At 68.5% G+C, this 20,080-nt stretch carries 19 protein-coding genes; 6 read left to right on the top strand and 13 right to left on the bottom strand.

What is annotated here, in order from left to right; translation table 11 throughout:
* Positions 1-40 precede the first annotated feature (40 nt).
* The 3 genes from hemW to rph form a co-directional block, all read right to left on the bottom strand.
* Complete coding sequence (hemW, locus tag FBZ90_RS23115; RefSeq protein WP_145735343.1) at positions 41-1,222, bottom strand: radical SAM family heme chaperone HemW; 1,182 nt, start codon at positions 1,220-1,222, stop codon at positions 41-43.
* A complete protein-coding gene (rdgB, locus tag FBZ90_RS23110; protein ID WP_145735342.1) occupies positions 1,210-1,812 on the bottom strand; it encodes an RdgB/HAM1 family non-canonical purine NTP pyrophosphatase in 603 nt (200 codons plus the stop codon). The genes hemW and rdgB overlap by 13 nt, the downstream gene beginning before the upstream one ends.
* 155 nt (positions 1,813-1,967) lie before the next feature.
* Positions 1,968-2,687, bottom strand: a complete 720-nt coding sequence (gene rph, locus FBZ90_RS23105) for a ribonuclease PH (protein ID WP_145735341.1) — start codon at positions 2,685-2,687, stop codon at positions 1,968-1,970.
* A 196-nt stretch (positions 2,688-2,883) separates the two neighbouring features.
* On the opposite strand from rph, the gene hrcA reads away from it, so the two are divergent.
* Together hrcA and grpE are read left to right on the top strand one after the other, a co-directional pair.
* Positions 2,884-3,918, top strand: coding sequence for a heat-inducible transcriptional repressor HrcA (gene hrcA / locus FBZ90_RS23100; protein ID WP_145735340.1), 1,035 nt, complete (start codon positions 2,884-2,886; stop codon positions 3,916-3,918).
* Between the two features lie 178 nt (positions 3,919-4,096).
* Positions 4,097-4,669, top strand: a complete 573-nt coding sequence (gene grpE, locus FBZ90_RS23095; protein WP_145735339.1) for a nucleotide exchange factor GrpE — start codon at positions 4,097-4,099, stop codon at positions 4,667-4,669.
* Between the two features lie 156 nt (positions 4,670-4,825).
* Here the strand turns inward: grpE and FBZ90_RS23090 are convergent, their stop codons facing one another.
* The 9 genes from FBZ90_RS23090 to FBZ90_RS23050 form a co-directional block, all read right to left on the bottom strand.
* Positions 4,826-7,321 carry a sensor histidine kinase gene (locus FBZ90_RS23090; RefSeq protein ID WP_145735338.1) on the bottom strand — a complete coding sequence of 832 codons (2,496 nt, stop codon included), beginning with the start codon at positions 7,319-7,321 and terminating at the stop codon, positions 4,826-4,828.
* A gap of 173 nt (positions 7,322-7,494) precedes the next feature.
* Positions 7,495-8,790 carry an adenosylhomocysteinase gene (ahcY, locus tag FBZ90_RS23085; protein ID WP_145735337.1) on the bottom strand — a complete coding sequence of 432 codons (1,296 nt, stop codon included), beginning with the start codon at positions 8,788-8,790 and terminating at the stop codon, positions 7,495-7,497.
* 266 nt (positions 8,791-9,056) lie between these two features.
* Positions 9,057-9,497 (bottom strand): type II toxin-antitoxin system VapC family toxin, encoded by a 441-nt coding sequence (locus FBZ90_RS23080; protein ID WP_145735336.1) that lies wholly within the window; start codon positions 9,495-9,497, stop codon positions 9,057-9,059.
* Complete coding sequence (locus FBZ90_RS23075) at positions 9,494-9,772, bottom strand: FitA-like ribbon-helix-helix domain-containing protein (RefSeq protein WP_145735335.1); 279 nt, start codon at positions 9,770-9,772, stop codon at positions 9,494-9,496. Before FBZ90_RS23075 ends, FBZ90_RS23080 begins: the two co-directional genes overlap by 4 nt.
* A 225-nt stretch (positions 9,773-9,997) precedes the next feature.
* On the bottom strand, positions 9,998-11,791 hold the full coding sequence (ptsP, locus tag FBZ90_RS23070) for a phosphoenolpyruvate--protein phosphotransferase (RefSeq protein ID WP_145735334.1): 1,794 nt from the start codon (positions 11,789-11,791) through the stop codon (positions 9,998-10,000).
* A gap of 7 nt (positions 11,792-11,798) precedes the next feature.
* Positions 11,799-12,101, bottom strand: a complete 303-nt coding sequence (locus tag FBZ90_RS23065) for an HPr family phosphocarrier protein (protein ID WP_145735333.1) — start codon at positions 12,099-12,101, stop codon at positions 11,799-11,801.
* A 3-nt stretch (positions 12,102-12,104) separates the two neighbouring features.
* A complete protein-coding gene (locus FBZ90_RS23060; protein WP_088872337.1) occupies positions 12,105-12,506 on the bottom strand; it encodes a PTS sugar transporter subunit IIA in 402 nt (133 codons plus the stop codon).
* Entirely contained in the window at positions 12,503-13,450 is a 948-nt protein-coding gene (gene rapZ, locus FBZ90_RS23055; protein ID WP_145735332.1) for an RNase adapter RapZ, read from the bottom strand. Before rapZ ends, FBZ90_RS23060 begins: the two co-directional genes overlap by 4 nt.
* A complete protein-coding gene (locus tag FBZ90_RS23050) occupies positions 13,447-13,860 on the bottom strand; it encodes an HPr kinase/phosphorylase (RefSeq protein ID WP_420872616.1) in 414 nt (137 codons plus the stop codon). Before FBZ90_RS23050 ends, rapZ begins: the two co-directional genes overlap by 4 nt.
* Before the next feature lie 585 nt (positions 13,861-14,445).
* Between FBZ90_RS23050 and FBZ90_RS23045 the strand changes: the two genes are divergently transcribed.
* The 4 genes from FBZ90_RS23045 to katG all read left to right on the top strand — a co-directional run bounded on the left by FBZ90_RS23045 (position 14,446) and on the right by katG (position 19,293).
* Positions 14,446-15,567, top strand: coding sequence for a patatin-like phospholipase family protein (locus tag FBZ90_RS23045; protein ID WP_246130752.1), 1,122 nt, complete (start codon positions 14,446-14,448; stop codon positions 15,565-15,567).
* A 75-nt stretch (positions 15,568-15,642) separates the two neighbouring features.
* The gene (locus FBZ90_RS23040) at positions 15,643-15,870 is read left to right on the top strand and encodes a hypothetical protein (protein WP_145735330.1); all 228 of its coding nucleotides are present in this window, start codon (positions 15,643-15,645) and stop codon (positions 15,868-15,870) included.
* A 76-nt stretch (positions 15,871-15,946) separates the two neighbouring features.
* The gene (locus FBZ90_RS23035; protein ID WP_145735329.1) at positions 15,947-16,837 is read left to right on the top strand and encodes a hydrogen peroxide-inducible genes activator; all 891 of its coding nucleotides are present in this window, start codon (positions 15,947-15,949) and stop codon (positions 16,835-16,837) included.
* A gap of 227 nt (positions 16,838-17,064) precedes the next feature.
* Entirely contained in the window at positions 17,065-19,293 is a 2,229-nt protein-coding gene (katG, locus tag FBZ90_RS23030; RefSeq protein ID WP_145735328.1) for a catalase/peroxidase HPI, read from the top strand.
* Between the two features lie 133 nt (positions 19,294-19,426).
* Here katG and FBZ90_RS23025 read toward each other — a convergent pair whose 3' ends face one another.
* The gene (locus tag FBZ90_RS23025; protein WP_145735327.1) at positions 19,427-20,071 is read right to left on the bottom strand and encodes a phosphoribosylanthranilate isomerase; all 645 of its coding nucleotides are present in this window, start codon (positions 20,069-20,071) and stop codon (positions 19,427-19,429) included.
* Positions 20,072-20,080: the final 9 nt, after the last annotated feature.

Here is a 20,080-nt window from a genome sequence, read left to right as displayed (position 1 = left end):
TAGCCTTTGGGGAACTCCCTATCCACTATTAAATCGCATTTCACTCCAGCAGCGCCGCCAACACGCCGTTCAGCCGCTGGCGACCATCCGCCGTGGCGGTCAAGCGGTCGCCGTCCAGGGTCAGCAGGCCGTGGCGGGACAGGCGGTCCACCGCTGCCATATCCACCGGGTTCACACCGCCGGCCTCGGCCGTGAGGCGGGCCAGGCTGACGCCCTCGGCCAGGCGCAGGCCCATCATCAGGGCTTCGCGGCCGCGCTGGTCGGGTGTCACAACCTCGTCCGCGTGGGCGCCGGTGCCGCCCTCCTCCACCCGCTGCAGCCAGATTTCCGGGGCGCGGTGGGTGCGGGTGGCGACCTTCTCACCCTTCAGCGTCAGGCGGCCGTGGGCGCCGGGGCCTATGCCGACATAGTCGCCATAGCGCCAGTAAACCAGGTTGTGCCGGCTTTCCTGGCCGGGACGGGCGTGGTTGGACACCTCATACGCCGGCATGCCGGCCTGGTTCAGCAGGACTTGCGTCGCCTCATAGAGATCACCCGCCAGATCCTCATCCGGCACCACCAGGTCGCCGCGCTGTTGCAGGGTGTGGAACTGGGTGCCTTCCTCGATGGTCAGCTGATAGAGCGACAGGTGGCCCACCGCCATGTCCAGCGCCCGGGACAGCTCATCCTGCCAAGCCGCCACCGTCTGGCCGGGGCGGGCGTAGATTAGATCGAAACTGAAACGATCGAAGATGCCCTTGGCCATGGCGATGGCGGCCATCGCCTCAGGGGCGGAATGCTTGCGGCCCAGCACCTTGAGGTCGGCATCGTTCAGGGCCTGGATGCCCATGGACAGGCGGTTGACGCCAGCGGCACGGAAGCCGGCGAAGCGCGCCGCCTCCGACGAGGTCGGGTTGGCCTCCAGCGTCACCTCGACGCCGTCGCCGATGCCCCAATGGTGGTCGGCCCGTTCCAGGACGGCGGCCACCGTTTCCGGCGGCATGAGCGAGGGAGTGCCGCCGCCAAAGAAGACGCTGCTGAGGCGGCGCCCCGCTGGCACGCGGGCGGCGAAGTGGTCCATCTCCCGCAGCATCGCCGCGCGCCAACGGGCCTGGTCCACGCCCTCGCGGACATGGCTGTTGAAGTCGCAATAGGGGCATTTACTGGCGCAGAACGGCCAGTGCACATAGAGGCCGAAGCCGCCCGGTGTGGCGTCGGCGTCAGGGGGCGTCAGCGGAAGCATCGCTCCACCAACTGGCGGAAGGCCTGGGCCCGGTGGCTGATGGCGTGCTTCTCGTGCGGTTCCATCTCGCCATAGGTCACGGTGTAGCCGTCCTGCACGAAGATGGGGTCGTAGCCGAAGCCCCGGTCGCCGCGCGGCGGGTTGACCAGCTGGCCGTGCACCTCGCCCTGCACCGTCTCCACATGGCCGTCCGGCCAGGCGATAGTGAGGGCGCAGACGAAGCTGGCGTCACGCGGCGCGCCGGACGGCAACTCACGCTCCACCCGGGCCATGGCGGCGGCGAAGTCCTTCTCCGGCCCGGCCCAGCGGGCGGAGTAGATGCCGGGGGCGCCGTCCAGCGCCTTCACCGCCATGCCGCTGTCGTCCGCCAGCGCCGGCTTGCCCGCCGCCTTGGCCGCCGCCAGGGCCTTCAGCTCCGCGTTCTCGCGGAAGGTCAGGCCGGTCTCCTCCGGCTCCGGCAGGCCCAGCTCCCCCGCCGTGGGGAAGTGGGCGACGTGGTCGCCCAGCAGGGCCGCGATTTCCTTCACCTTGCCCTTGTTGTGGGTGGCGATGATCAGGGTGTCGCCGGTGAATTGTCTGGGTTTTGTCATTCGTTCGCCTCAGGCGCCGGCGGGGCATCCGCCCCTTGGCTTATCCTCAGTTTCCAGTCCACTGCGTTCCCCGGAAACTTCCGGCGGCCCCGGTCGGGGCCTAGGGCTTGGCTATGAAGCCAAGCCCCTAGGGAACTCATGTGGGTTTGCTGCGGTCAGAGGCCCAGGGCTGTCTTTTGCAGGGCGGTCAGCTGGCCGATGCCGTGGCGGGCCAGGCGCAGCAGCTCGTTGAACTGCGCCTCATCGAAGGGGCGTTCCTCGGCCGTGCCCTGGATTTCCACGATGCCGCCGGCGCCCGTCAGGACGAAGTTGGCGTCAGCCTGGGCGTTGCTGTCCTCGGCATAGTCCAGGTCCAGCACGGGCTGGCCGTTGTAGATGCCGCAGGAGATGGCGGCCACGCTGTCGATCAGCGGGATCTGCTTCAGCACGCCGATGCGCATCAGGTGGGTGAAGGCCTGGTGCAGGGCGACGTAGCTGCCGGTGATGGCGGCGGTGCGGGTGCCGCCGTCGGCCTGCAGCACGTCGCAGTCGATCTTCACCTGGATTTCGCCCATGGCCTTGCGGTCGGTGATGGCGCGCAGCGCGCGGCCGATCAGGCGCTGGATTTCCTGGGTGCGGCCGGACTGCTTGCCCTTGGCGGCCTCACGGTCGGTGCGGCTGTGGGTGGCGCGGGGCAGCATGCCATATTCCGCCGTCACCCAGCCCAGGCCCTGGCCGCGCAGGAAGGGCGGCACCTTTTCCTCGACACTGGCCGTGCACAGCACGTGGGTGTCGCCGAAGCGCACCAGGCAGGAGCCTTCGGCGTACTTGGCGAAGCCGGTCTCAAGCGAGACGGCGCGGAGCTGGTCGGCGGCGCGGCCGGAGGGGCGGGTCATGGCGGGGCGGTCCCGTAGCTGTCATGGGGTGTTTGCGAGGCCCTACCTAGCGACGGAACCATCGCCCTGTCCACCCCGGATGTGGCGGGGCGGCCCGGCGATTCCCCCGGGCGGCGGCCCGGCGACGATTGATAACACCGCCGTCCCTCATTAGATTTAAGGGCATCCCCCCCTTCATCCGGCCCCGCCCCCAGGCATGATCACCGAGCTGAACCAGCGTTCCCGCGACATCTTCCGCCAGATCGTGGAAGCCTATGTCGAAACCGGGGAACCGGTGGGCAGCCGCACGCTGTCGCGCCGCCTGGGCATCGCGCTGTCGCCGGCCACCATCCGCAACGTCATGGCGGACCTGGAGGAATTGGGCCTGCTGAAGGCGCCGCACACCTCCGCCGGGCGAGTGCCCACCGACGTGGGCCTGCGCCTGTTCGTCAACGGCCTGCTGGAGGTGGGCGACCTGTCGGATGATGAGCGGGAGAGCATCGACGCCCAGTGCGCCGCTTCCGGACGGTCCCTGCCCGAGGCGCTGGAGGAGGCGACGACCATGCTGTCGGGCTTGTCGTCCTGCGCCGGGCTGGTGATGGCGCCCAAGACAGACCGGCCGCTGAAACATATCGAGTTCGTGAACCTGCAGCCCGGCCGTGCCCTGGTGGTGCTGGTGACGGAGGACGGCCTGGTGGAGAACCGGGTGGTGGAGGTGCCCATGGGCATCCCCTCCTCCGTCCTGCAGATGGCCAGCAACTATCTGAACGCCCGGGTGGTGGGCCGAACCCTGGCGGAGGCCCGCACCCGCCTGCTGGCCGAGGCGGAGGAGCAGCGCACCCAGCTGGACGAGCTGACCCGCCGCGTGGTGGACACGGGCATGGCCACCTGGGCCGGCAGCCGCAGCAGCGGCGTGCTGATCGTGCGCGGCCAGGCCAAACTGCTGGACGACGTCAGCGCCCTGTCGGACCTGGAACGCATCCGCAGCCTGTTCGAGGCGCTGGAAACCCGCGACGCCATGATGCGGCTGCTGGAGGCGACCGGCCAGGCGGAAGGGGTGCAGATCTTCATCGGGGCGGAGAACAACCTGTTCAGCCATGCCGGCTGTTCCCTGATCGTCTCGCCCTACACCAACGGCAAGGACCAGATCGTGGGCGCCATCGGCGTCATCGGGCCCACCCGCATCAACTACGCCCGCATCATCCCCATGGTGGACTACACCGCCAAGGTCATCAGCCGCATGATCGGGTGACCGGATGATCGCGTGAATTGTCCGTCCGCCGGCCGAACAATTCCGCCCGCCCCCGCTTTATTCCTGTCTCCGCCCGCGCATCGCCTCTGGCGCGACGCGCGCAGGATGCCTATCTTCTGCCCGTCCCGGCGGTGGTGAGCCGCCGTTGTTCCGCACCCTTGTAGAGACTGCCGCTAAGATGACCGATAGCAACGAGACGACCACCGCCCCCGAAACCGACGCCGCCCCGAAGCAGCAAGCGCCGGCCTCCTCGGACGCCGTCGCCGCGCTGGAAGCCGAGGTCGCGTCCCTGAAGGACCAGCTGCTGCGCAGCATGGCCGAAGCGGAGAACACCCGGCGCCGCGCCCAGAAGGAGCGTGAGGACACCGCCAAGTACGCGGTGTCCGGCTTCGCCAAGGAACTGCTGGCCGTGGCCGACAACCTGCGCCGCGCCATCGACGCCGTCCCGGCGGAAACCCGCGCCGGCAACGAGCAGGTCAACACCCTGCTGACCGGCGTGGAGGCGACCGAACGCCAGTTGGTCGCCGCCTTCGACCGCGCCGGCATCGTGAAGCTGGAGCCCATGGGCCAGCCCTTCGACCCCAACTTCCACCAGGTGGTGGCCGAGGTCGACGGCACGGACAAGCCCGCCGGCACCGTGGTCACCATCCTGCAGCCCGGCTACACCATCCATGGCCGCCTGCTGCGCGAAGCCATGGTCTGCGTCGCCAAGGCCGGCGCCAATCCCGGCAAGGTGGATACCAGCGCGTAATTCCGGAAATCGCGTCTTGAAGCACCACAAGCCTGGCCCTTCTGGGCCAGGCTTTAGGACGCGACCGCGTCCGCCGCAGGTTTTTGGTGACCGGCAGCGGACTGAAAACCGAGGACAGCCAAAGGCCCGGACGGGCCTGCCGGCGCCTGAGGAACACTAAACCAATACAGGCTGCCGTAATGGCAAATGGCACTGGATCAGCGTGCCCTGGTCGCTGTCGCTGATTTCCACCCGGCCGCCGTGCAGCTCGACGAAGCTTTTCACCAGCGACAGGCCCAGGCCCGCGCCGGCAGGATGGTTCTGCACGTCGCCGCGCTCGAACTTGTTGAATACGCGCTGGCGGTCGGCCGCCGGGATGCCGATGCCGGTGTCGCTGACCGACAGCACCATCTCCGGCCCCCCGTCCCCCATCTGGCGCTTCGCGGACAAGGTGACCTGGCCGCCCGGCGGCGTGAACTTCACGGCGTTGCTGACCAGGTTGTACAGGGCCTGCTTCAGGCGGCGCTCGTCAGCGTCGAGGGTGCCGATGTCATACGGCACCTGCACCAGCAGGGTCACGTCCTGCTTGCGCGCCCAGTCCAGCGTCAGGCCCGACACCGCCTCCAGCAACTGCCCGACATCGACCGGCGAGCGGTCCAGGGTCATGAAGCCGGCCTCGATGGTGGCGAGATCCAGGATATCGTTGATCAGCGCCAGCAGGCGACGGCTGGCTTCCAACACGCCCTTGGTGTAGTCGGCCTGGCGTTCATTGAGCGCGCCGAAATACTGGTTATTCAGGATCTCGGCAAAGCCCATGATGGCGTTCAGGGGCGTGCGCAGCTGGTAGGAGACGTTGGCGATGAATTCCGACTTCAGCCGGTCGGCGGTCGCCAGCGCTTCGTTGCTGGCGCGCAGGGCTTCTTCCACCCGCACGCTGTCGGTGATGTCCAGCACGCTGATCAGCACGGCGCCGTCAGGCAGCGGCACGTTGGACACGTCGACGATGGACCGGTCCGTGCGCTCCAGCCGGCCGGCATAGCTGGACCGTTCCAACAAGTCGGCGATCATGGCGCGGCGGCGCGCCGGCCAGTCGCCGTCGTGGTCCAGCAGCGGCTGCAGCTTGTCGATCACCTGGGTGATGTGCGGCTCGCCGTTCAGGTCCGATCCCTTCAGCCGCCAGATGCGGGCGAAGGACGGGTTCCACAGCTTCAGCCGGCCATCGCCGCCGAACACGGCGACACCTTCCGCCAGGTTATCCAGCGTTTCCTGCTGCACCGCCATCAGCGTGTTGTAGGACGATTCCAGCGCCAAGGCGTTGGTCACGTCCTCAAGCACGAACATCAGGCCGCCAAAGGGATGGGGCACGGTGATGTTGCGCAAGGTGGTGCCGTCGGGAAGGTGGGTCAGATCCTCGCGCGGTTCCGTCAGGTTGGTGAACAGGGCGACCTGGGCCCGCTTCCACCGGGGGAAGTCCACCTCCTCCTGCAAGCGCCGCCGGCTGCGCAGATCCTCCAGCACCTCGCCGTAGGTGGGTTCGGTGGCCAGCCAGGTCTCGTCCAGGCCCCACAGCCGCGCGTAGGAGCGGTTGTGGAACTTCAGCTTGGTGTCGGCGCCATAGATGGCAATGGCGGAACCCAGATGTTCCAGCACATCGCCATGGGCGGCGATGTGGCGTTCCAGCTCCGACGACAGCTCCTGCTCACGGGTGATGTCCAGGGCGTGGCCCATGAGGGCGGCGGCGCCGTCCAGCGGCGTGGCCAGGGGCGTCTCCACCAGACGCAGCAGTTGGCGCTGGCCGGCGACGACGACATGACGGGTTTCGGACGCGCCCTGGCCCTCCGCCCTCTCGCCCTTCGCCCCCTCCCCCTTCGCCAGCGCGCGGGCGGCCAGCGCCCGGCCGGCGCCGGGGTCGGTGACCAGCTCTATGCCCTGCTCCACCACGGCGGTGGGTGAAAGGCCGACCGCGGTGCCGTAGGCTTGGTTGCACCAGAACAGGGAGCCATCGGACCGGCGCATCCACAGGGGGAAGGGCAGCAGCTCCAACGCCGCCCGCAGGCGGGCCGCGGCATCCTCCGCGACCTGGCGGCGCTGGTCCGCCTGCGCGGCGTCGGCGACGGTGGCCGTCACGTCGCGCAGCCACAGCACGCTGATCCGGCCGGATGGGTCGCCATCGTCCCCCAACGGCACCGGCGAGGTCCCTGGGCGGCCGGTCAGCACCAGAGTGCGCCGCCCCTGATGACAGGACATCTGCCGGGAAAACGGCACGCCCTCGTCATCCAGGTCGCGCAGGGCCCGGCGCAGGGCCGCATCCTCGGGCGCTTCGAAGGCCTGGGCGATCTCATCCACGCGGCCGCCGGGCTGGGGGTCGGGGATGCCCAGCCAAGCGCCGGCGCTGGCGCTGGCGCCGATGACACGGCCATGCCGCCAGGCCACCCATTCATCGGGGCAGCCGGACAGCAACGCCGCCGCCCGCGCCGCCTGCATATCGGCAACGCGGCGCTGGCCGGCCAACCGCGCCAGGCAGGCCCCCGCCACCACCAGGCTGGCCACCGACCCCGCCACCACCAGGGGCAACGAGGCGTCGGGGAACACCAGGCGCAGGCAGGGAAAACCGGGCGCGGCCAAGGCGGCGGCGGTCAGCGCTAGAGGCAGGGCGGTGGCGTTTCTCGGCATGACGCCCGGATCTTAGTTAATGACGGTGTGGGTGCCAAGCGAACGGAAGGCTACTTTAAGCTCGGCCCCGGTTCGGGTTGTCCGGCAAAGGAAAGGCCGGGCACAGGGCCCGGCCTTCGCGATGCCGCCTCCGGTCCCCGGCGGCCTGAGCCGCCAGGGGGGCGAGCGGTCGATCAGTAACGGTAGTGGTCGGGCTTGAACGGGCCCTGCGGGCTGACGGCGATGTATTCAGCCTGCTTCTCCGTCAGGGTGGTCAGGTTGGCGCCGATCTTGGCCAGATGCAGGCGGGCCACCTTCTCATCCAGGTGCTTGGGCAGCACGTAGACCTTGTTCTCATACTTGTCGGCGTTGTTCCACAGCTCGATCTGGGCCAGCACCTGGTTGGTGAAGCTGGCGGACATGACGAAGCTGGGGTGGCCGGTGGCGCAGCCCAGGTTCACCAGGCGGCCCTTGGCCAGCACGATCAGGCGCTTGCCGTCGGGGAACACCACCTCGTCCACCTGCGGCTTCACCTCTTCCCACACGTAGTTGCGCAGGCTGTCGATCTGGATCTCGCTGTCGAAGTGGCCGATGTTGCAGACGATGGCGCGGTCCTTCATCTCACGCATGTGGTCCAGCGTGATGACGTCGACATTGCCGGTGGCGGTGACGAAGATGTCGCCCTGGGGGGCGGCCTGTTCCATCGTCACGACCTGATAGCCTTCCATCGCGGCCTGCAGGGCGTTGATGGGGTCGATCTCGGTCACCATGACGCGGGCGCCCTGGCTGCGCAGCGAGGCGGCGGAGCCCTTGCCCACGTCGCCATAGCCGCACACCACGGCGACCTTGCCGGCCACCATGACGTCGGTGGCGCGCTTGATGCCATCCACCAGGCTCTCGCGGCAGCCGTACAGGTTGTCGAACTTGGACTTGGTGACGCTGTCGTTCACGTTGATGGCCGGAACCTTCAGCGTACCCTTCTTCATCATCTCATACAGGCGATGCACGCCCGTGGTGGTCTCTTCCGATAGGCCGCGGATGTCGGCCAGCATCTCGGGGTACTTGTCGTGCAGGATCTGGGTGACGTCGCCGCCATCGTCCAGGATCATGTTCGGGGTCCAGCCATCGGGCCCGCGCAGCGTCTGCTCGATGCACCACCAGAACTCCTCCTCCGTCTCGCCCTTCCAGGCGAAGACCGGGATGTTGGCGGCGGCGATGGCGGCGGCGGCGTGATCCTGGGTGGAGAAGATGTTGCACGAGGACCAGCGCACCGTGGCGCCGAGATCCACCAGCGTCTCGATCAGCACGGCGGTCTGGATGGTCATGTGCAGGCAGCCGACGATGCGGGCGCCGTCCAGCGGCTTCTTGCCGGCATATTCCGTGCGCAGGGCCATCAGGCCCGGCATCTCGGTCTCGGCGATGGTGATTTCCTTGCGACCCCAGCCGGCGAGGCCGATGTCCTGGACTTTATAGTCGGTGAAGGCGGTCATGGGGCGATGCTCCTTTGGCGCCTGGGGGCAACGGGGGCGGCAAGACGCGCCGGCGCCCCAGCCTTCCCAGGCTGGATGATGGCCTGGGTGTACCAGCGGGGCTGCCAGCCAGCAAGCATAAAGACATCTTTATGTGTGCATTTGTTGGTGAGGCGGTAGGCCTTGCTAGGCCGCGACCGCGGCCGCCGGAGTTTTCCGGAGAGCGCAGCGGACTGGAAAACGAGGAAGGCAAGCGGGCGGATGCCCGCACCCGCCGCCTGAGGGAACTACCTCAAAAACCGCTCCACCTCGTGCACCAGCACGACGCGTCCCGCCAAGCGCCCGCCATGGGGGCCGCGCACCGCGCGCACCAGGGCCGGGTTGGCGGTGACGTAGACCAGTTGCATCCCCTGGGCCAGCGCCAGGTACAGGCAATCCTGCGCCGGGTGGGACAACTGGGCCGCCAGGCGCACGGCGTCGGCCAGCAAGGGGCGGGAGGGCATCAGCTCCACCTCCGCACCTTGCAGCGCCATGGCGGCGGTCGCCGCCTCCACCGCCGTCAGGTCGCCCAGGGCCACCTTGGCGCCCAGCACCTGGGCCAGGTCGCCCATCAGCACGTCGGGCGCCAGCAGGCGATAGCCCAGCAAGCGGTCGGCCACCGGGCTGGTCGCCTCCGGCACCACCCATTGCAGGGCGACGGAGGCGTCGATGACGAATTGCAGGCTCATGCGCCCTCACCCTCCGGCGCGGTTCCAGGCAGGGCCGCCCAGGTTTCCGCCCGAACGCCGGCCATGACCTCGCCGGCGGGGCGGTGGGCGCGGTCGGCCAGGGACTGACGCAGCGAGGACGCCAGGGCGCGGAAATCCTGCGGCTCATTGGCCAGGGCCTGGCGCAGGATGTCGCGGCACTCGGCTTCCATGGAGCGGCCGTGACGAGCGGCGCGCAGCTTCAGGCGGCGCACCAGATCCTCATCCAGGCCACGGACGGTCAGGGCGGTGGGCATCGGGGTCCTCCCAGGCAATGCCAGCAGTGCTGGCGCGCCTGAGGGTGCTGAAACACCAGAATCCCGTCAAGCGGCTGGTTTCCGCCTATCCCAAGGAATTGAGCGGTTGCACATGCGGCTATAGGACCCGACCGGGTCCGCCGGAACTTTTCGGGGAGCGTCAGCGGATTGAAAAGCGAGGAAGCCAAGGCGGCGGATGCCGCCGCCCGGCGACTGAGGGGACCTTTAAACAGCCGCGTCGTTGAAATCGTCCAGCAGCGCCGCGATGCGGCCCTGGTCGGTCTGGTCCATGATGGTGCGGGCGCGGCGCGTGGCCTCGACCAGGTCCAGGCCGCGCAGGCGGCGCTTCACCACCGGCAGGTTGTTGGGCGCCATGGACAGCTCGCGGATGCCCAGGCCCAGCAGCAGGGCGGTGTAGCGCGGATCGCCCGCCATCTCGCCACAGATGGACACGGGGATGCGGGCGCGCAGCGCCGCCTCGGTCGTGAACTGCACCAGGCGCAACACGGCGGGGTGCAGAGGATCGTAGAGGTCGGCCACCTGTTCGTCGCCCCGGTCGATGGCCAGCGTGTACTGGATCAGGTCGTTGGTGCCGATGGCGAAGAAGTCGCAGAACGGCGCCAGGCCGTCGGCCGACAGGGCGGCGCCCGGGATTTCGATCATAATGCCCAGCTTGGGCAGGGGGTGGGCGATCTTCACCCCCCGGCGGCGCAGGCGGCGCACCACCGTGGCCATGATCTCGCGCACGCGCCGCACCTCGGCCACCGAGCTGATCATGGGCAGCAGGATGCGCAAATTGCCGTGGGCCCCGGCGCGCAGCATGGCGGCCAGCTGGGTTTCCAGCAGCTTGGGCTCCTTCAAGGACAGGCGGATGGCGCGCAGGCCCAGGGCAGGGTTGGTGGGCTCGCTGAAATACCCGCGCAGCGCCGTGGCGATCTTCTCTCCGCCGATGTCCAGGGTGCGGGCCGTCACCGGCTTGCCGTCCATGCTGGCGACGATGCGGGTCAGGATCTCCGTCTGTTCATCCTCGTCCGGCAGATCCTCGCGGTTCATGAACAGGAATTCGGTGCGCAGCAGGCCCACGCCCGAGGCGCCGACATCAAGCGCGCCGTCCAGTTCCCGCGGCAGTTCCAGGTTGGCGTTCAGGGTGACGGCGGTGCCGTCGCGGGTGATGGCCGGCAGCTTGCGCAGGGTTTTCAGCTGCGCCCGTTCCGCCAGCAACTCCGCCCGGCGGCGACGATAGCCGTCCAGCACGTCTGGGCTGGGGTTGACGCAAACCTGGCCGGCGATGCCGTCCACCACCACCGTGTCGCCGTTCTGCACCCCCTGCAGCAAGCCCAGCGTGCCCAGCACCGCCGGCAGGCCCAGGGATCGCGCCATGATGGCGGTGTGCCCTTCCGGCCCGCCCAGCATGGTGGCGAAGCCGCCGATGCGGCGCGGGTCCATCAGGGCCGTGTCGGCGGGGCTCAAATCCTCCGCCAGGACGATGCAGCCCTCGGGCAGGAAGGAAAAGGCCTGATACTTGTGCTGCATCAGGTTGCGCAGCAGGCGCTGCCCCACCTCGCGCACGTCGGCGACGCGGGCCGCCAGGTAGGCGTCCTCCATGTCGGCGAAGCTCTGCGCGATGCTGGTGATCTCCGCCTGCACCGCCGCCTCGGCGTTCAGCTTGTCCTGGCGGATGCGCTTTTCCACCCCGCGCATGAGGCGGGACCCCGACAGCATGGCGAAATGGGCGTCCAGCAGGATGCCGATTTCCTCCGCGGCGCTGTCCGGCAGGGCGGACGACTTGGTCTTCAGCTTGCGCACCTGGCGCCGCGCCTTGTCGGCAGCGGTGGCGAAACGCTGGACCTCCGCCTCCAGCCCATCCTCGGGGATGGCGTATTCGGGTGCCAGCAGGGCGCCGGCGTCGACGACGTGCGCCGGCCCGATGGCGATGCCGGAGGAGACGCCCACGCCGCGCAGCAGGCGGTCGACGCCCGCCTTGGTCGCGCGGCCCCGGCCGGATGCGCGGTCGGCCATTTGCCGGTCAGTCCTCATCGAACTTGCGGTCCACCAGGGCGACCAAGGCGTCCAGCGCCTGCTCCCCCTGCGGCCCCCGGGCCCGCAAGGTGATGGAGGTGCCGATGGCGGCCGCCAGCATCATCAGGCCCATGATGGACTGGCCGTCCACCTGGGTGTCGCCGCGCTCCACCTCCACCTCGGCGTCGAACTCCGCCGCCAGTTTCACGAACTTGGCAGCCGCCCGGGCGTGCAGGCCGCGCCGGTTCTGGATCAGCGCCGTGCGCGCCGGGCCGAAGTCGCCCGCGTTCCCATCCCCCCCGCCGGTCATGGCTCAGTTGTCCGCCAGCAGGGAGGAGGCGACGTTGATGTACTTGCGCCCCGCCTCGCGCGCGGCCTGGACCGCGCTTTCCAGCGACTCGGTCTTGCGCACCGAGGCCAGCTTGATCAGCAGCGGCAGGTTGACGCCGGCGATGACCTCGACCTTGGCGCGGTCCATGGTGCTGATGGCCAGGTTGGACGGCGTGCCACCGAACATGTCGGTCAGGACCACCACCCCGTCGCCGGTGTCGCATTCCGCGACCTTGGCCAGGATGTCTTCCCGCCGCTGTTCCATGTCATCTTCCGGCCCGATGCAGACCGCGCGCACTTGTGCCTGTTCCCCCACCACGTGCTGGAGGGCCAGTATGAACTCCTCGGCCAGGCGGCCGTGGGTCACGAGGACCATACCGATCATCGGGTCTCCCTATTGACGACATGCGCGGGCTCCGGGGACACGCCGGACCGGTCCAATTCCCGGTGGGCGACGCCCACCCGGGAGCCCTGGGTTTGCAACCATGCCGCCAGCCGGTTGGCGACAAAGACGGAGCGGTGGCGGCCCCCGGTGCACCCCACCGCGATGGTGAGGTAGCGCTTGCCCTCGCTCATGTAGCGCGGCAGCAGGGGGGCCAGCAAGCGGGTGAGGTTTTCGAAGAAGGCGGGGAAATCCCCATCCTTTTCGATGAAGGCGCCCACGGGCGCGTCGTTGCCCGTCAAGGGCCGCAGATCGGGAACCCAATGGGGGTTGTCGAGGAAACGGACGTCGAACACCAGATCGGCCTCACGCGGGACGCCGTGGCGGAACGAGAAGCTGGTCACGAAGACATGCAGCGACGGCGCCGTGTCCAACCGGAAATGTCCGCCCAGCAAACGGCGGACATCGTGGATGGAAAGCTGGGTCGTGTCGACGACCACGTCGGCATTGTCACGCAAGGGCCACAGCAGGGTGCGTTCCCGCGCGATGCCGTCCGGCACGGGCCGGTCCGTCGCCAGCGGATGAGGCCGGCGGGTTTCGGTGTAGCGCCGTTGCAGCGCCTCGTCCGAGGCCTCCATGAACAGCAGGCTGACGGCCCGCCCGGTGGCGTGGCGCAGCCGGTCCAGTTCCCCCAGGACCGCGTCGGCGGAGAAATCGCGGGTGCGGCTGTCGATGCCGATGGCCAGCGGCCGGTCACTGGCCTGTTCCACCAGATGGGTCAGCAGTGACAGGCGCAAATTGTCCACCGCCTCATACCCCAGATCCTCCAGCGCCTTCAGCGCCGTGGACAGGCCGGCGCCCGACTGGCCGGTGATGACGACCACCGGCGGCGCGGCCGGGGGCGGGGCCAGAGGCTGAGATTGGGGGCTGTCGGCGAGCCCGTTCATGCCGCCACCTCATCGAACGCGGCGGGTACCAGGGGGGCGCCCGATGTCAGCGCCGCCAGCGCCAGGCGCAGGGCGGCCGGGGCGGAGGCGGCGAAGGGCCACAGCGCCACGTGCGGCACCATCACACCGGCAAGCCGGTTAGCATCGGCGGTGGGCAGGCGCGGAACGGCATCGCGCTCCACCAGGTCGACCACCAGGCGGATGACGGCCGACGGGGCGGTGGGGGCGGGCAGAATGCCCAGGCCGCGCACCTCGATCAGCCCGGCCAGGCGCGCGGGCGCGGTGGCGGTCACCAGGGCCTGCGTGGGATCGGCGGTCAGGACCACCTGGTCGTCGGCCACCAGCAAGGCGCCCGCATCCACCAGGCGCAGGGCCAAATCGGACTTGCCCGACCCCGACGGTCCCCGCAAGAGGACGCCGGCACCGCCAACACTGACGCAAGTGGCATGGACGCGGATCATGGTCGAGGGAAGGTGCGACCGATGGCCCCCCCTGTCAATGGCCCCCCTGTCAAGGGCATGACGCCTATGCGCGGTCCTTCCGGACCCGCCTTCCCTGACCATCGTTCCCCGCTTTCCGTTCCCAGGCCCCGCCACAGCCCCTTTCGGCATCCCCCGATGCCGGAGAAGCCGGTTTTAGCAGAAGCCCCGCCGGGGCGCAAAGCCGGGGCCCATGCATTTGGCGGCGCATCATTCGCTGGGGACATTTCGCAACGACGTGCGCGGGCCACCGCGATAGAGTGGCCGGGATCGGGGCACCCGCACGGGTCCGCGTCCGGCACGGGGCGAAAAGCCGCCCTTGGCCGGGTGCCGGCGGGCCCCATATTTGTGTGCGCCCCCAAGGAGACCGGGTTGAAGCAGACCAGGTAGAGCCCACCGGCCGGGTAGAGCCCACCGGGTGGAAGCATACCGGGCCCCTCCCGGATGGAGCACCGCGCCTTCCCGGCCGCCACTCGGTTGCGCCGCGTCATGGGTCAACAGACGACAGGTTTCCCGATGCCCGACAGCACCTCGCCCCAAAGTTCGTCCGCCCAGGGCCCGGCTTCCCAAAGCCCGGTCTCGGCGCCCGCCCCTGCCGCCGGTCGCGCCAAGAAAAAGACCAGCCAGCCACGCAAGCGGGTGAACCTGGGCCTGCAGGGCGGCGGATCGCACGGCGCCTTCACCTGGGGCGTGCTGGACCGCCTGCTGGAGGATGGCCGGCTGGAGGTGGAGGCCATCTCCGGCACTAGCGCCGGCGCCATGAACGCGGTGGTCATGGCCGACGGCTACGGCAAGGATGGGCGCGACGGCGCCCGCCAGGCCCTGCGGACCTTCTGGACCAAGGTGGGCGAGGCGGGACGGACATCCCCCATCAAGCGCAGCTGGTTGTCCCGCCTGCGCGGCAGCTGGCGGGTTGATGACAGCCCAGGCTATGCCTGGATCAACCTCATGAACATGCTGGTGTCGCCCTATCAGAGCAACCCGCTGGGCATCAACCCCTTGCGCGGCATCCTGAAGGACCTGGTGGATTTCGACCGGGTGCGCACCGGCTGCGGCATCGATCTGTACCTGTCCGCCACGAACGTGGAGACGGGCAAGGTGAAGATCTTCCGTAACCGCGACATCACCATCGATGCCGTCCTGGCCTCCGCCTGCCTGCCGCAAATGTTCCAGGCGGTGGAGATCGAGGGTGAGTTTTACTGGGACGGCGGCTTCATGGGCAATCCGTCGCTGTGGCCCATCGCCTATGAGAACGAAAGCCACGACATCATCGTCGTGCAGATCAACCCGCTGGTGCGCAAGGGCGTGCCCAAGACCCCGTTCGAGATCGCCGACCGGGTGAACGAGATCACCTTCAACGCCTCGCTGATGCGCGAGATGCGGTCCATCCGCTTCGTCGCGCGCATGATCGAATCCGGCGAGCTCACCTCCGACCAGTACAAGGCCCTGCGCATGCACGTCATCGAGAATGACGAGGCCCTGGCCGACATGCACGCGTCCAGCAAGCTGAACGCCGAGCCGGAGTTCCTGCAATACCTGTTCACCAAGGGGCGCGAGACGGCCGATTGCTGGCTGGCGGCGAATTTCGACAAGGTGGGTGTCGAGACCTCCATCGACATCGTGCACGATTACCTTTAGGCCAACGGGTATCTTTAGGCCAACTGGCACCAAGGGCCCTTGGCCGGGGCACCCGCGCGGCTATATGATCCCCCCATGGTAGAGACCCGCCCCACCACCTCCCGCCTTGGCGGGATGATCCCCGACGGTTCGGACCGGCATTCCATCCTGGTGCCGCCGCCGGCGCCCACGCGCGCCGTGCAGAGGGCCAAGCCCGGCAACCGCTGGCCTTCCGCGCGGGAATTGGCCAGCCTGATGGTCAACGGCATTCTGACCCTGCCCGCGCGCTATCGCCGGGGCATGTTTCTGGACGTGCTGCTCTAATCTATAATTAGAATAATTCCAATAGACGGCGTTTAGGGCTAGGATGCGGCATCGCCATCCGACCGAACTGCCCCCAATGACCCTGCCCAGCCTCAAGCAACTCCGCTATCTGGTGCATCTGTATGAGCACCGGAACTTCAGCCGGGCGGCCGAGGCGTGCAACGTCACCCAGGCCGCGCTGTCCTCCAGCATCCAGGAACTGGAGTCCCTGCTGCGCCTGCACCTGGTGGAGCGGACACGGCGCATGGTGGCCTTCACCGCCATTGGCGAGCAGGTGGTGGAGAAGGCGCGGGAGCTGCTGCGCGCGGCGCAGGACCTGGGCAACATCGGCCAGGCCGCGGGACCGCTGACGGGAGTGCTGCGGCTGGGCATCATCCCCACCATCGGCCCCTATCTTCTGCCCCGCCTGCTGCCCGGGGTGGCGGACCGCTGTCCCCTGCTGGACCTGCATGTGCGGGAGGAATTCAGCGCCAGCCTATGCACCGCGCTGGGGCGGGGCGACCTGGACTGCGCCATCCTGGCCCTGCCCTATCCCTGCGCGACCCTGGACTACGCGGCGCTGTTCGACGACCCGCTGGTGCTGGCCTTCCACCGGGAGGACCCGGTCGGCGCCCAAATGGCCCTGGCGGAGGAGGATTGGGTGGAGCGGCTGCTGCTGCTGCCGGACGGGCATTGCCTGCGCGACCACACCCTGTCGCTGTGCGGCCGGGCGGACCTGAACCGTCAGGCCATGTCCGCGTCGACACTGCAGACCCTGGTGCATCTGGTAGACAACCGCCGGGGCGTCACCCTGCTGCCGGAAATGGCGGTGCGGGCCGGCATCCTGAACGGGCTGCATGTCGCCACCCGGCCGCTGCCCGACCCGGAAGCCAAGCGCCACATCGTTTTGGCCTGGCGCGGCGGCGCCGCCATGGCCACCACCTACCAGCGTCTGGCCCAAGTCATCCAGGAGCTGCGGCAGCAATAAATCCGCCACACTCCACCATAAAAGTGCCGACGACAAACCGATCAGCCAACACATATAATGTTGATAGCCGGCTTCTCCTGCCTTAAATTCAGGAAAAACATGGATAATTACTACTGTTATAGATTTTTCCTATGATGCTTATAGTTTTAATTAGTTTGTTTCGTGTTTTTCAGCATGATAGCTGCTGACGCATCCAAGTTGTGAATTTCCCTGGGAGGGAGACTTCGATGCACAAGCGCGCCGTATCTTTCATCATGCTGCTCTCGGCGACGATCTCGCCCCTGGCCGTGGCCAGCGCCGCCCGCGCCGAGGACAAGACGCAAGCGGAAAAGCCCATGTCCAACCAGGACTGGTGGCCCAACCGCCTGGACCTCAGCCCTCTGCGCCAGAATGAGGCGGCGTCCAACCCCTATGGCGAGAAGTTCGACTACGCCGCCGAATTCAAGACTCTGGACCTGCAGGCGGTGAAGAAGGACATCGACAAGGTCCTGACCACGCCCCAGGCCTGGTGGCCGGCGGACTATGGCAACTACGGCCCCTTCTTCATCCGCATGGCCTGGCACAGCGCCGGCACCTATCGCGTGGGCGACGGGCGCGGCGGTTCCGGCGGCGGGGAGCAGCGGTTCGAGCCGCTGAACAGCTGGCCGGACAACGTGAACCTGGACAAGGCCCGGCGCCTGCTGTGGCCCATCAAGCAGAAGTACGGCCGCAAGCTGTCCTGGGGCGACCTGATGGTGCTGGCCGGCAACGTCGCGCTGGAGAACATGGGCTTCAAGACCCTGGGCTTCGCCGGTGGCCGCGTCGACGAATGGGAACCCGACCTGGTGTTCTGGGGACCGGAGAAGAAGTGGCTGGACGACCAGCGCTTCGACGGCCAGCACCAGCTGAAGGGTCCCCTGGCCGCGACGCAGATGGGCCTGATCTACGTGAACCCGGAGGGGCCCAACGGCAACCCCGACCCCATCGCCGCCGCCAAGGACATCCGCCAGGCCTTTGGCCGCATGGCCATGGATGACGAGGAGACGGTGGCCCTGATCGCCGGCGGCCACACCTTCGGCAAGGCCCACGGCGCGCATGACGCCAAGTGCCTGGGCGGCGACCCCGCCAGTTCCGGCGTCGAGAAGCAGGGCCTGGGCTGGGAGAACAAGTGCGGCACCGGCAACGGCGCCGACACCGTCAGCAGCGGCCTGGAGGGCGCCTGGTCCGCCAACCCCATCGCCTTCACCACCCAGTACCTGGACAACCTGTTCGGCTTCGACTGGGTGCAGACCAAGAGCCCGGCGGGCGCCATCCAGTGGATGCCCAAGGACAAGAGCGCCGACGAACTGGTGCCGGACGCGCACGATCCGAACAAGCGCCACCCGCCCATGATGTTCACGACCGATCTGTCGCTGAAGATGGACCCGGGCTTCCGCGCCATCGCCCTGCGCTTCCAGAAGAACCCGGATGAGTTCGCCGCCGCCTTCGCCCGCGCCTGGTTCAAGCTGACCCACCGCGACATGGGTCCGCGCGCCCGCTACCTGGGCAATGAGGTGCCGAAGGAGGTGTTCAGCTGGCAGGACCCCATCCCGGCCGCCGATTACGCCATGATCGACAGCCAGGACGTGGCGCAGCTGAAGGGCAAGATCCAGGCGTCGGGCCTGACGGTGCCGGAACTGGTGCGCACCGCCTGGGCCTCGGCCTCCAGCTTCCGCGGTACCGATATGCGTGGCGGCGCCAACGGCGCCCGCATCCGCCTGGCCCCGGAAAAGGACTGGGCGGTCAACGACCCGGCGGAACTGAAGAAGGTGCTGGCCAAGCTGGAAGGCATCCAGGCCGACTTCAACCGCGCCGCAAAGGGCGGCAAGAAGGTGTCGCTGGCCGACCTGATCGTGCTGGCCGGCGGCGTGGGCGTGGAGCAGGCGGCCAAGCAGGCGGGCTACACCGTCGAGGTGCCGTTCAAGCCCGGCCGCACCGACGCCACCCAGGCGCAAACCGACGTCGCATCCTTCGCCTACCTGGAACCGGCGGCCGACGGCTTCCGCAACTACTACGGTCCCCACAACCGCCTGTCCCCGGCCGAGGCGCTGGTCGACAAGGCCAACACCCTGACCCTGACGGTGCCGGAGATGACGGTGCTGGTGGGCGGCCTGCGGGCGCTGAACGCCAATGAGGGGCAATCGGCCACCGGTGTGCTGACCAGCCATCCGGGCACGCTGAACAACGAGTTCTTCGTGAACCTGCTGGACATGGGCACCAAGTGGACGCCCTCGCCCAAGACCCAGGGCCTGTATGAGGGCCACGACCGGGCCAGCGGCGCCCTGAAGTGGACCGCCAGCCCCGTCGACCTGATCTTCGGCTCCAACTCCGAGCTGCGGGCGGTGGCGGAGGTCTACGCCAGCGACGACGCCAAGGAGAAGTTCGTGAAGGACTTCGTGGCGGCCTGGAGCAAGACCATGGAACTGGACCGGTTCTGAGTCTTTTTAGGTTCCCTCAGTCGCCGGGCGCCCGCATCCGCGGGCTTGGCTGTCCTCGCTTTCCGGTCCGCTGACGCTTCCCGGAAAGCTCCGGCGGCCCCGGTCGGGGCCTACAGTGGCCTGAGGCTTTGCCTCAGGCCACTGCGCGTATCGCCTCCAGGAAGGCGCGGACCAGGGCCGGGTCCTTGTGGCCCGGCCTGTCCTCGACGCCGGACGACACGTCCACCGCGTCGGCCCCGCTGATGCGGATGGCCTCGGCCACCGTGTCGGGCGTCAGGCCGCCGGACAGCATCCAGGGCTTGGACCAGCGCCGGCCGGTCAGCAGGGTCCAGTCGAAGGCGACGCCGTTGCCGCCCGGCAGGATGGAGTCCTTCGGCGGTTTGGCGTCGAACAGCAGGATGTCGGCCACCGCCTCATAAGCCGAGGCCGCGTCCAGGTCGGCGGCCGTTTCCACCTTCAGCGCCTTCATGACGGGCAGGCGGTGGGCGGCGCGGATGGCGGCCACCCGCTCCGGCGTCTCCCCCCCGTGCAGCTGGATCAGGTCCAGCGGCACCTGCGCCAGGGCCTGGTCCAGGAAGTCGTCGGTAGGGTCGACGAACAGGCCCACCGTGCGCACACCCGTAGGCACCATGCGCGCCAGCTCCGCCGCCAGGGGCAGCGAGACGTTGCGCGGCGACTTGGCGAAGAACACCAACCCGATATAGCGGGCGCCGCCATCCGCCGCCGCCGTCAGGGCCTCGGGATGATTGATGCCGCAGATCTTGGCTTTGATGGGCATTTGCCTGCT

Source organism: Nitrospirillum pindoramense (assembly GCF_007827955.1).
GTDB classification, from domain to species: Bacteria; Pseudomonadota; Alphaproteobacteria; order Azospirillales; family Azospirillaceae; genus Nitrospirillum; species Nitrospirillum amazonense_B.
The sequence above is the reverse complement of the archived record's forward strand: the minus strand, read 5'-3'. Positions and strand labels throughout refer to the sequence as shown.

What these genes read in the sequence shown, in the direction of transcription:
- ptsP (WP_145735334.1), bottom strand. Translation starts at nt 11,791, where the DNA reads ATGGCCGACCGCGCATCCGGCCGGGGCCGCGCGACCAAGGCGGGCGTC.
- FBZ90_RS23080 (WP_145735336.1), bottom strand. Translation starts at nt 9,497, where the DNA reads ATGAGCCTGCAATTCGTCATCGACGCCTCCGTCGCCCTGCAATGGGTG.
- FBZ90_RS23060 (WP_088872337.1), bottom strand. Translation starts at nt 12,506, where the DNA reads ATGATCGGTATGGTCCTCGTGACCCACGGCCGCCTGGCCGAGGAGTTC.
- FBZ90_RS23040 (WP_145735330.1), top strand. Translation starts at nt 15,643, where the DNA reads ATGGTAGAGACCCGCCCCACCACCTCCCGCCTTGGCGGGATGATCCCC.
- rdgB (WP_145735342.1), bottom strand. Translation starts at nt 1,812, where the DNA reads ATGACAAAACCCAGACAATTCACCGGCGACACCCTGATCATCGCCACC.
- FBZ90_RS23035 (WP_145735329.1), top strand. Translation starts at nt 15,947, where the DNA reads ATGACCCTGCCCAGCCTCAAGCAACTCCGCTATCTGGTGCATCTGTAT.
- FBZ90_RS23075 (WP_145735335.1), bottom strand. Translation starts at nt 9,772, where the DNA reads ATGCCCACCGCCCTGACCGTCCGTGGCCTGGATGAGGATCTGGTGCGC.
- grpE (WP_145735339.1), top strand. Translation starts at nt 4,097, where the DNA reads ATGACCGATAGCAACGAGACGACCACCGCCCCCGAAACCGACGCCGCC.
- hemW (WP_145735343.1), bottom strand. Translation starts at nt 1,222, where the DNA reads ATGCTTCCGCTGACGCCCCCTGACGCCGACGCCACACCGGGCGGCTTC.
- katG (WP_145735328.1), top strand. Translation starts at nt 17,065, where the DNA reads ATGCACAAGCGCGCCGTATCTTTCATCATGCTGCTCTCGGCGACGATC.
- FBZ90_RS23065 (WP_145735333.1), bottom strand. Translation starts at nt 12,101, where the DNA reads ATGACCGGCGGGGGGGATGGGAACGCGGGCGACTTCGGCCCGGCGCGC.
- FBZ90_RS23025 (WP_145735327.1), bottom strand. Translation starts at nt 20,071, where the DNA reads ATGCCCATCAAAGCCAAGATCTGCGGCATCAATCATCCCGAGGCCCTG.
- rph (WP_145735341.1), bottom strand. Translation starts at nt 2,687, where the DNA reads ATGACCCGCCCCTCCGGCCGCGCCGCCGACCAGCTCCGCGCCGTCTCG.
- rapZ (WP_145735332.1), bottom strand. Translation starts at nt 13,450, where the DNA reads ATGAACGGGCTCGCCGACAGCCCCCAATCTCAGCCTCTGGCCCCGCCC.
- FBZ90_RS23090 (WP_145735338.1), bottom strand. Translation starts at nt 7,321, where the DNA reads ATGCCGAGAAACGCCACCGCCCTGCCTCTAGCGCTGACCGCCGCCGCC.
- ahcY (WP_145735337.1), bottom strand. Translation starts at nt 8,790, where the DNA reads ATGACCGCCTTCACCGACTATAAAGTCCAGGACATCGGCCTCGCCGGC.
- FBZ90_RS23045 (WP_246130752.1), top strand. Translation starts at nt 14,446, where the DNA reads ATGCCCGACAGCACCTCGCCCCAAAGTTCGTCCGCCCAGGGCCCGGCT.
- hrcA (WP_145735340.1), top strand. Translation starts at nt 2,884, where the DNA reads ATGATCACCGAGCTGAACCAGCGTTCCCGCGACATCTTCCGCCAGATC.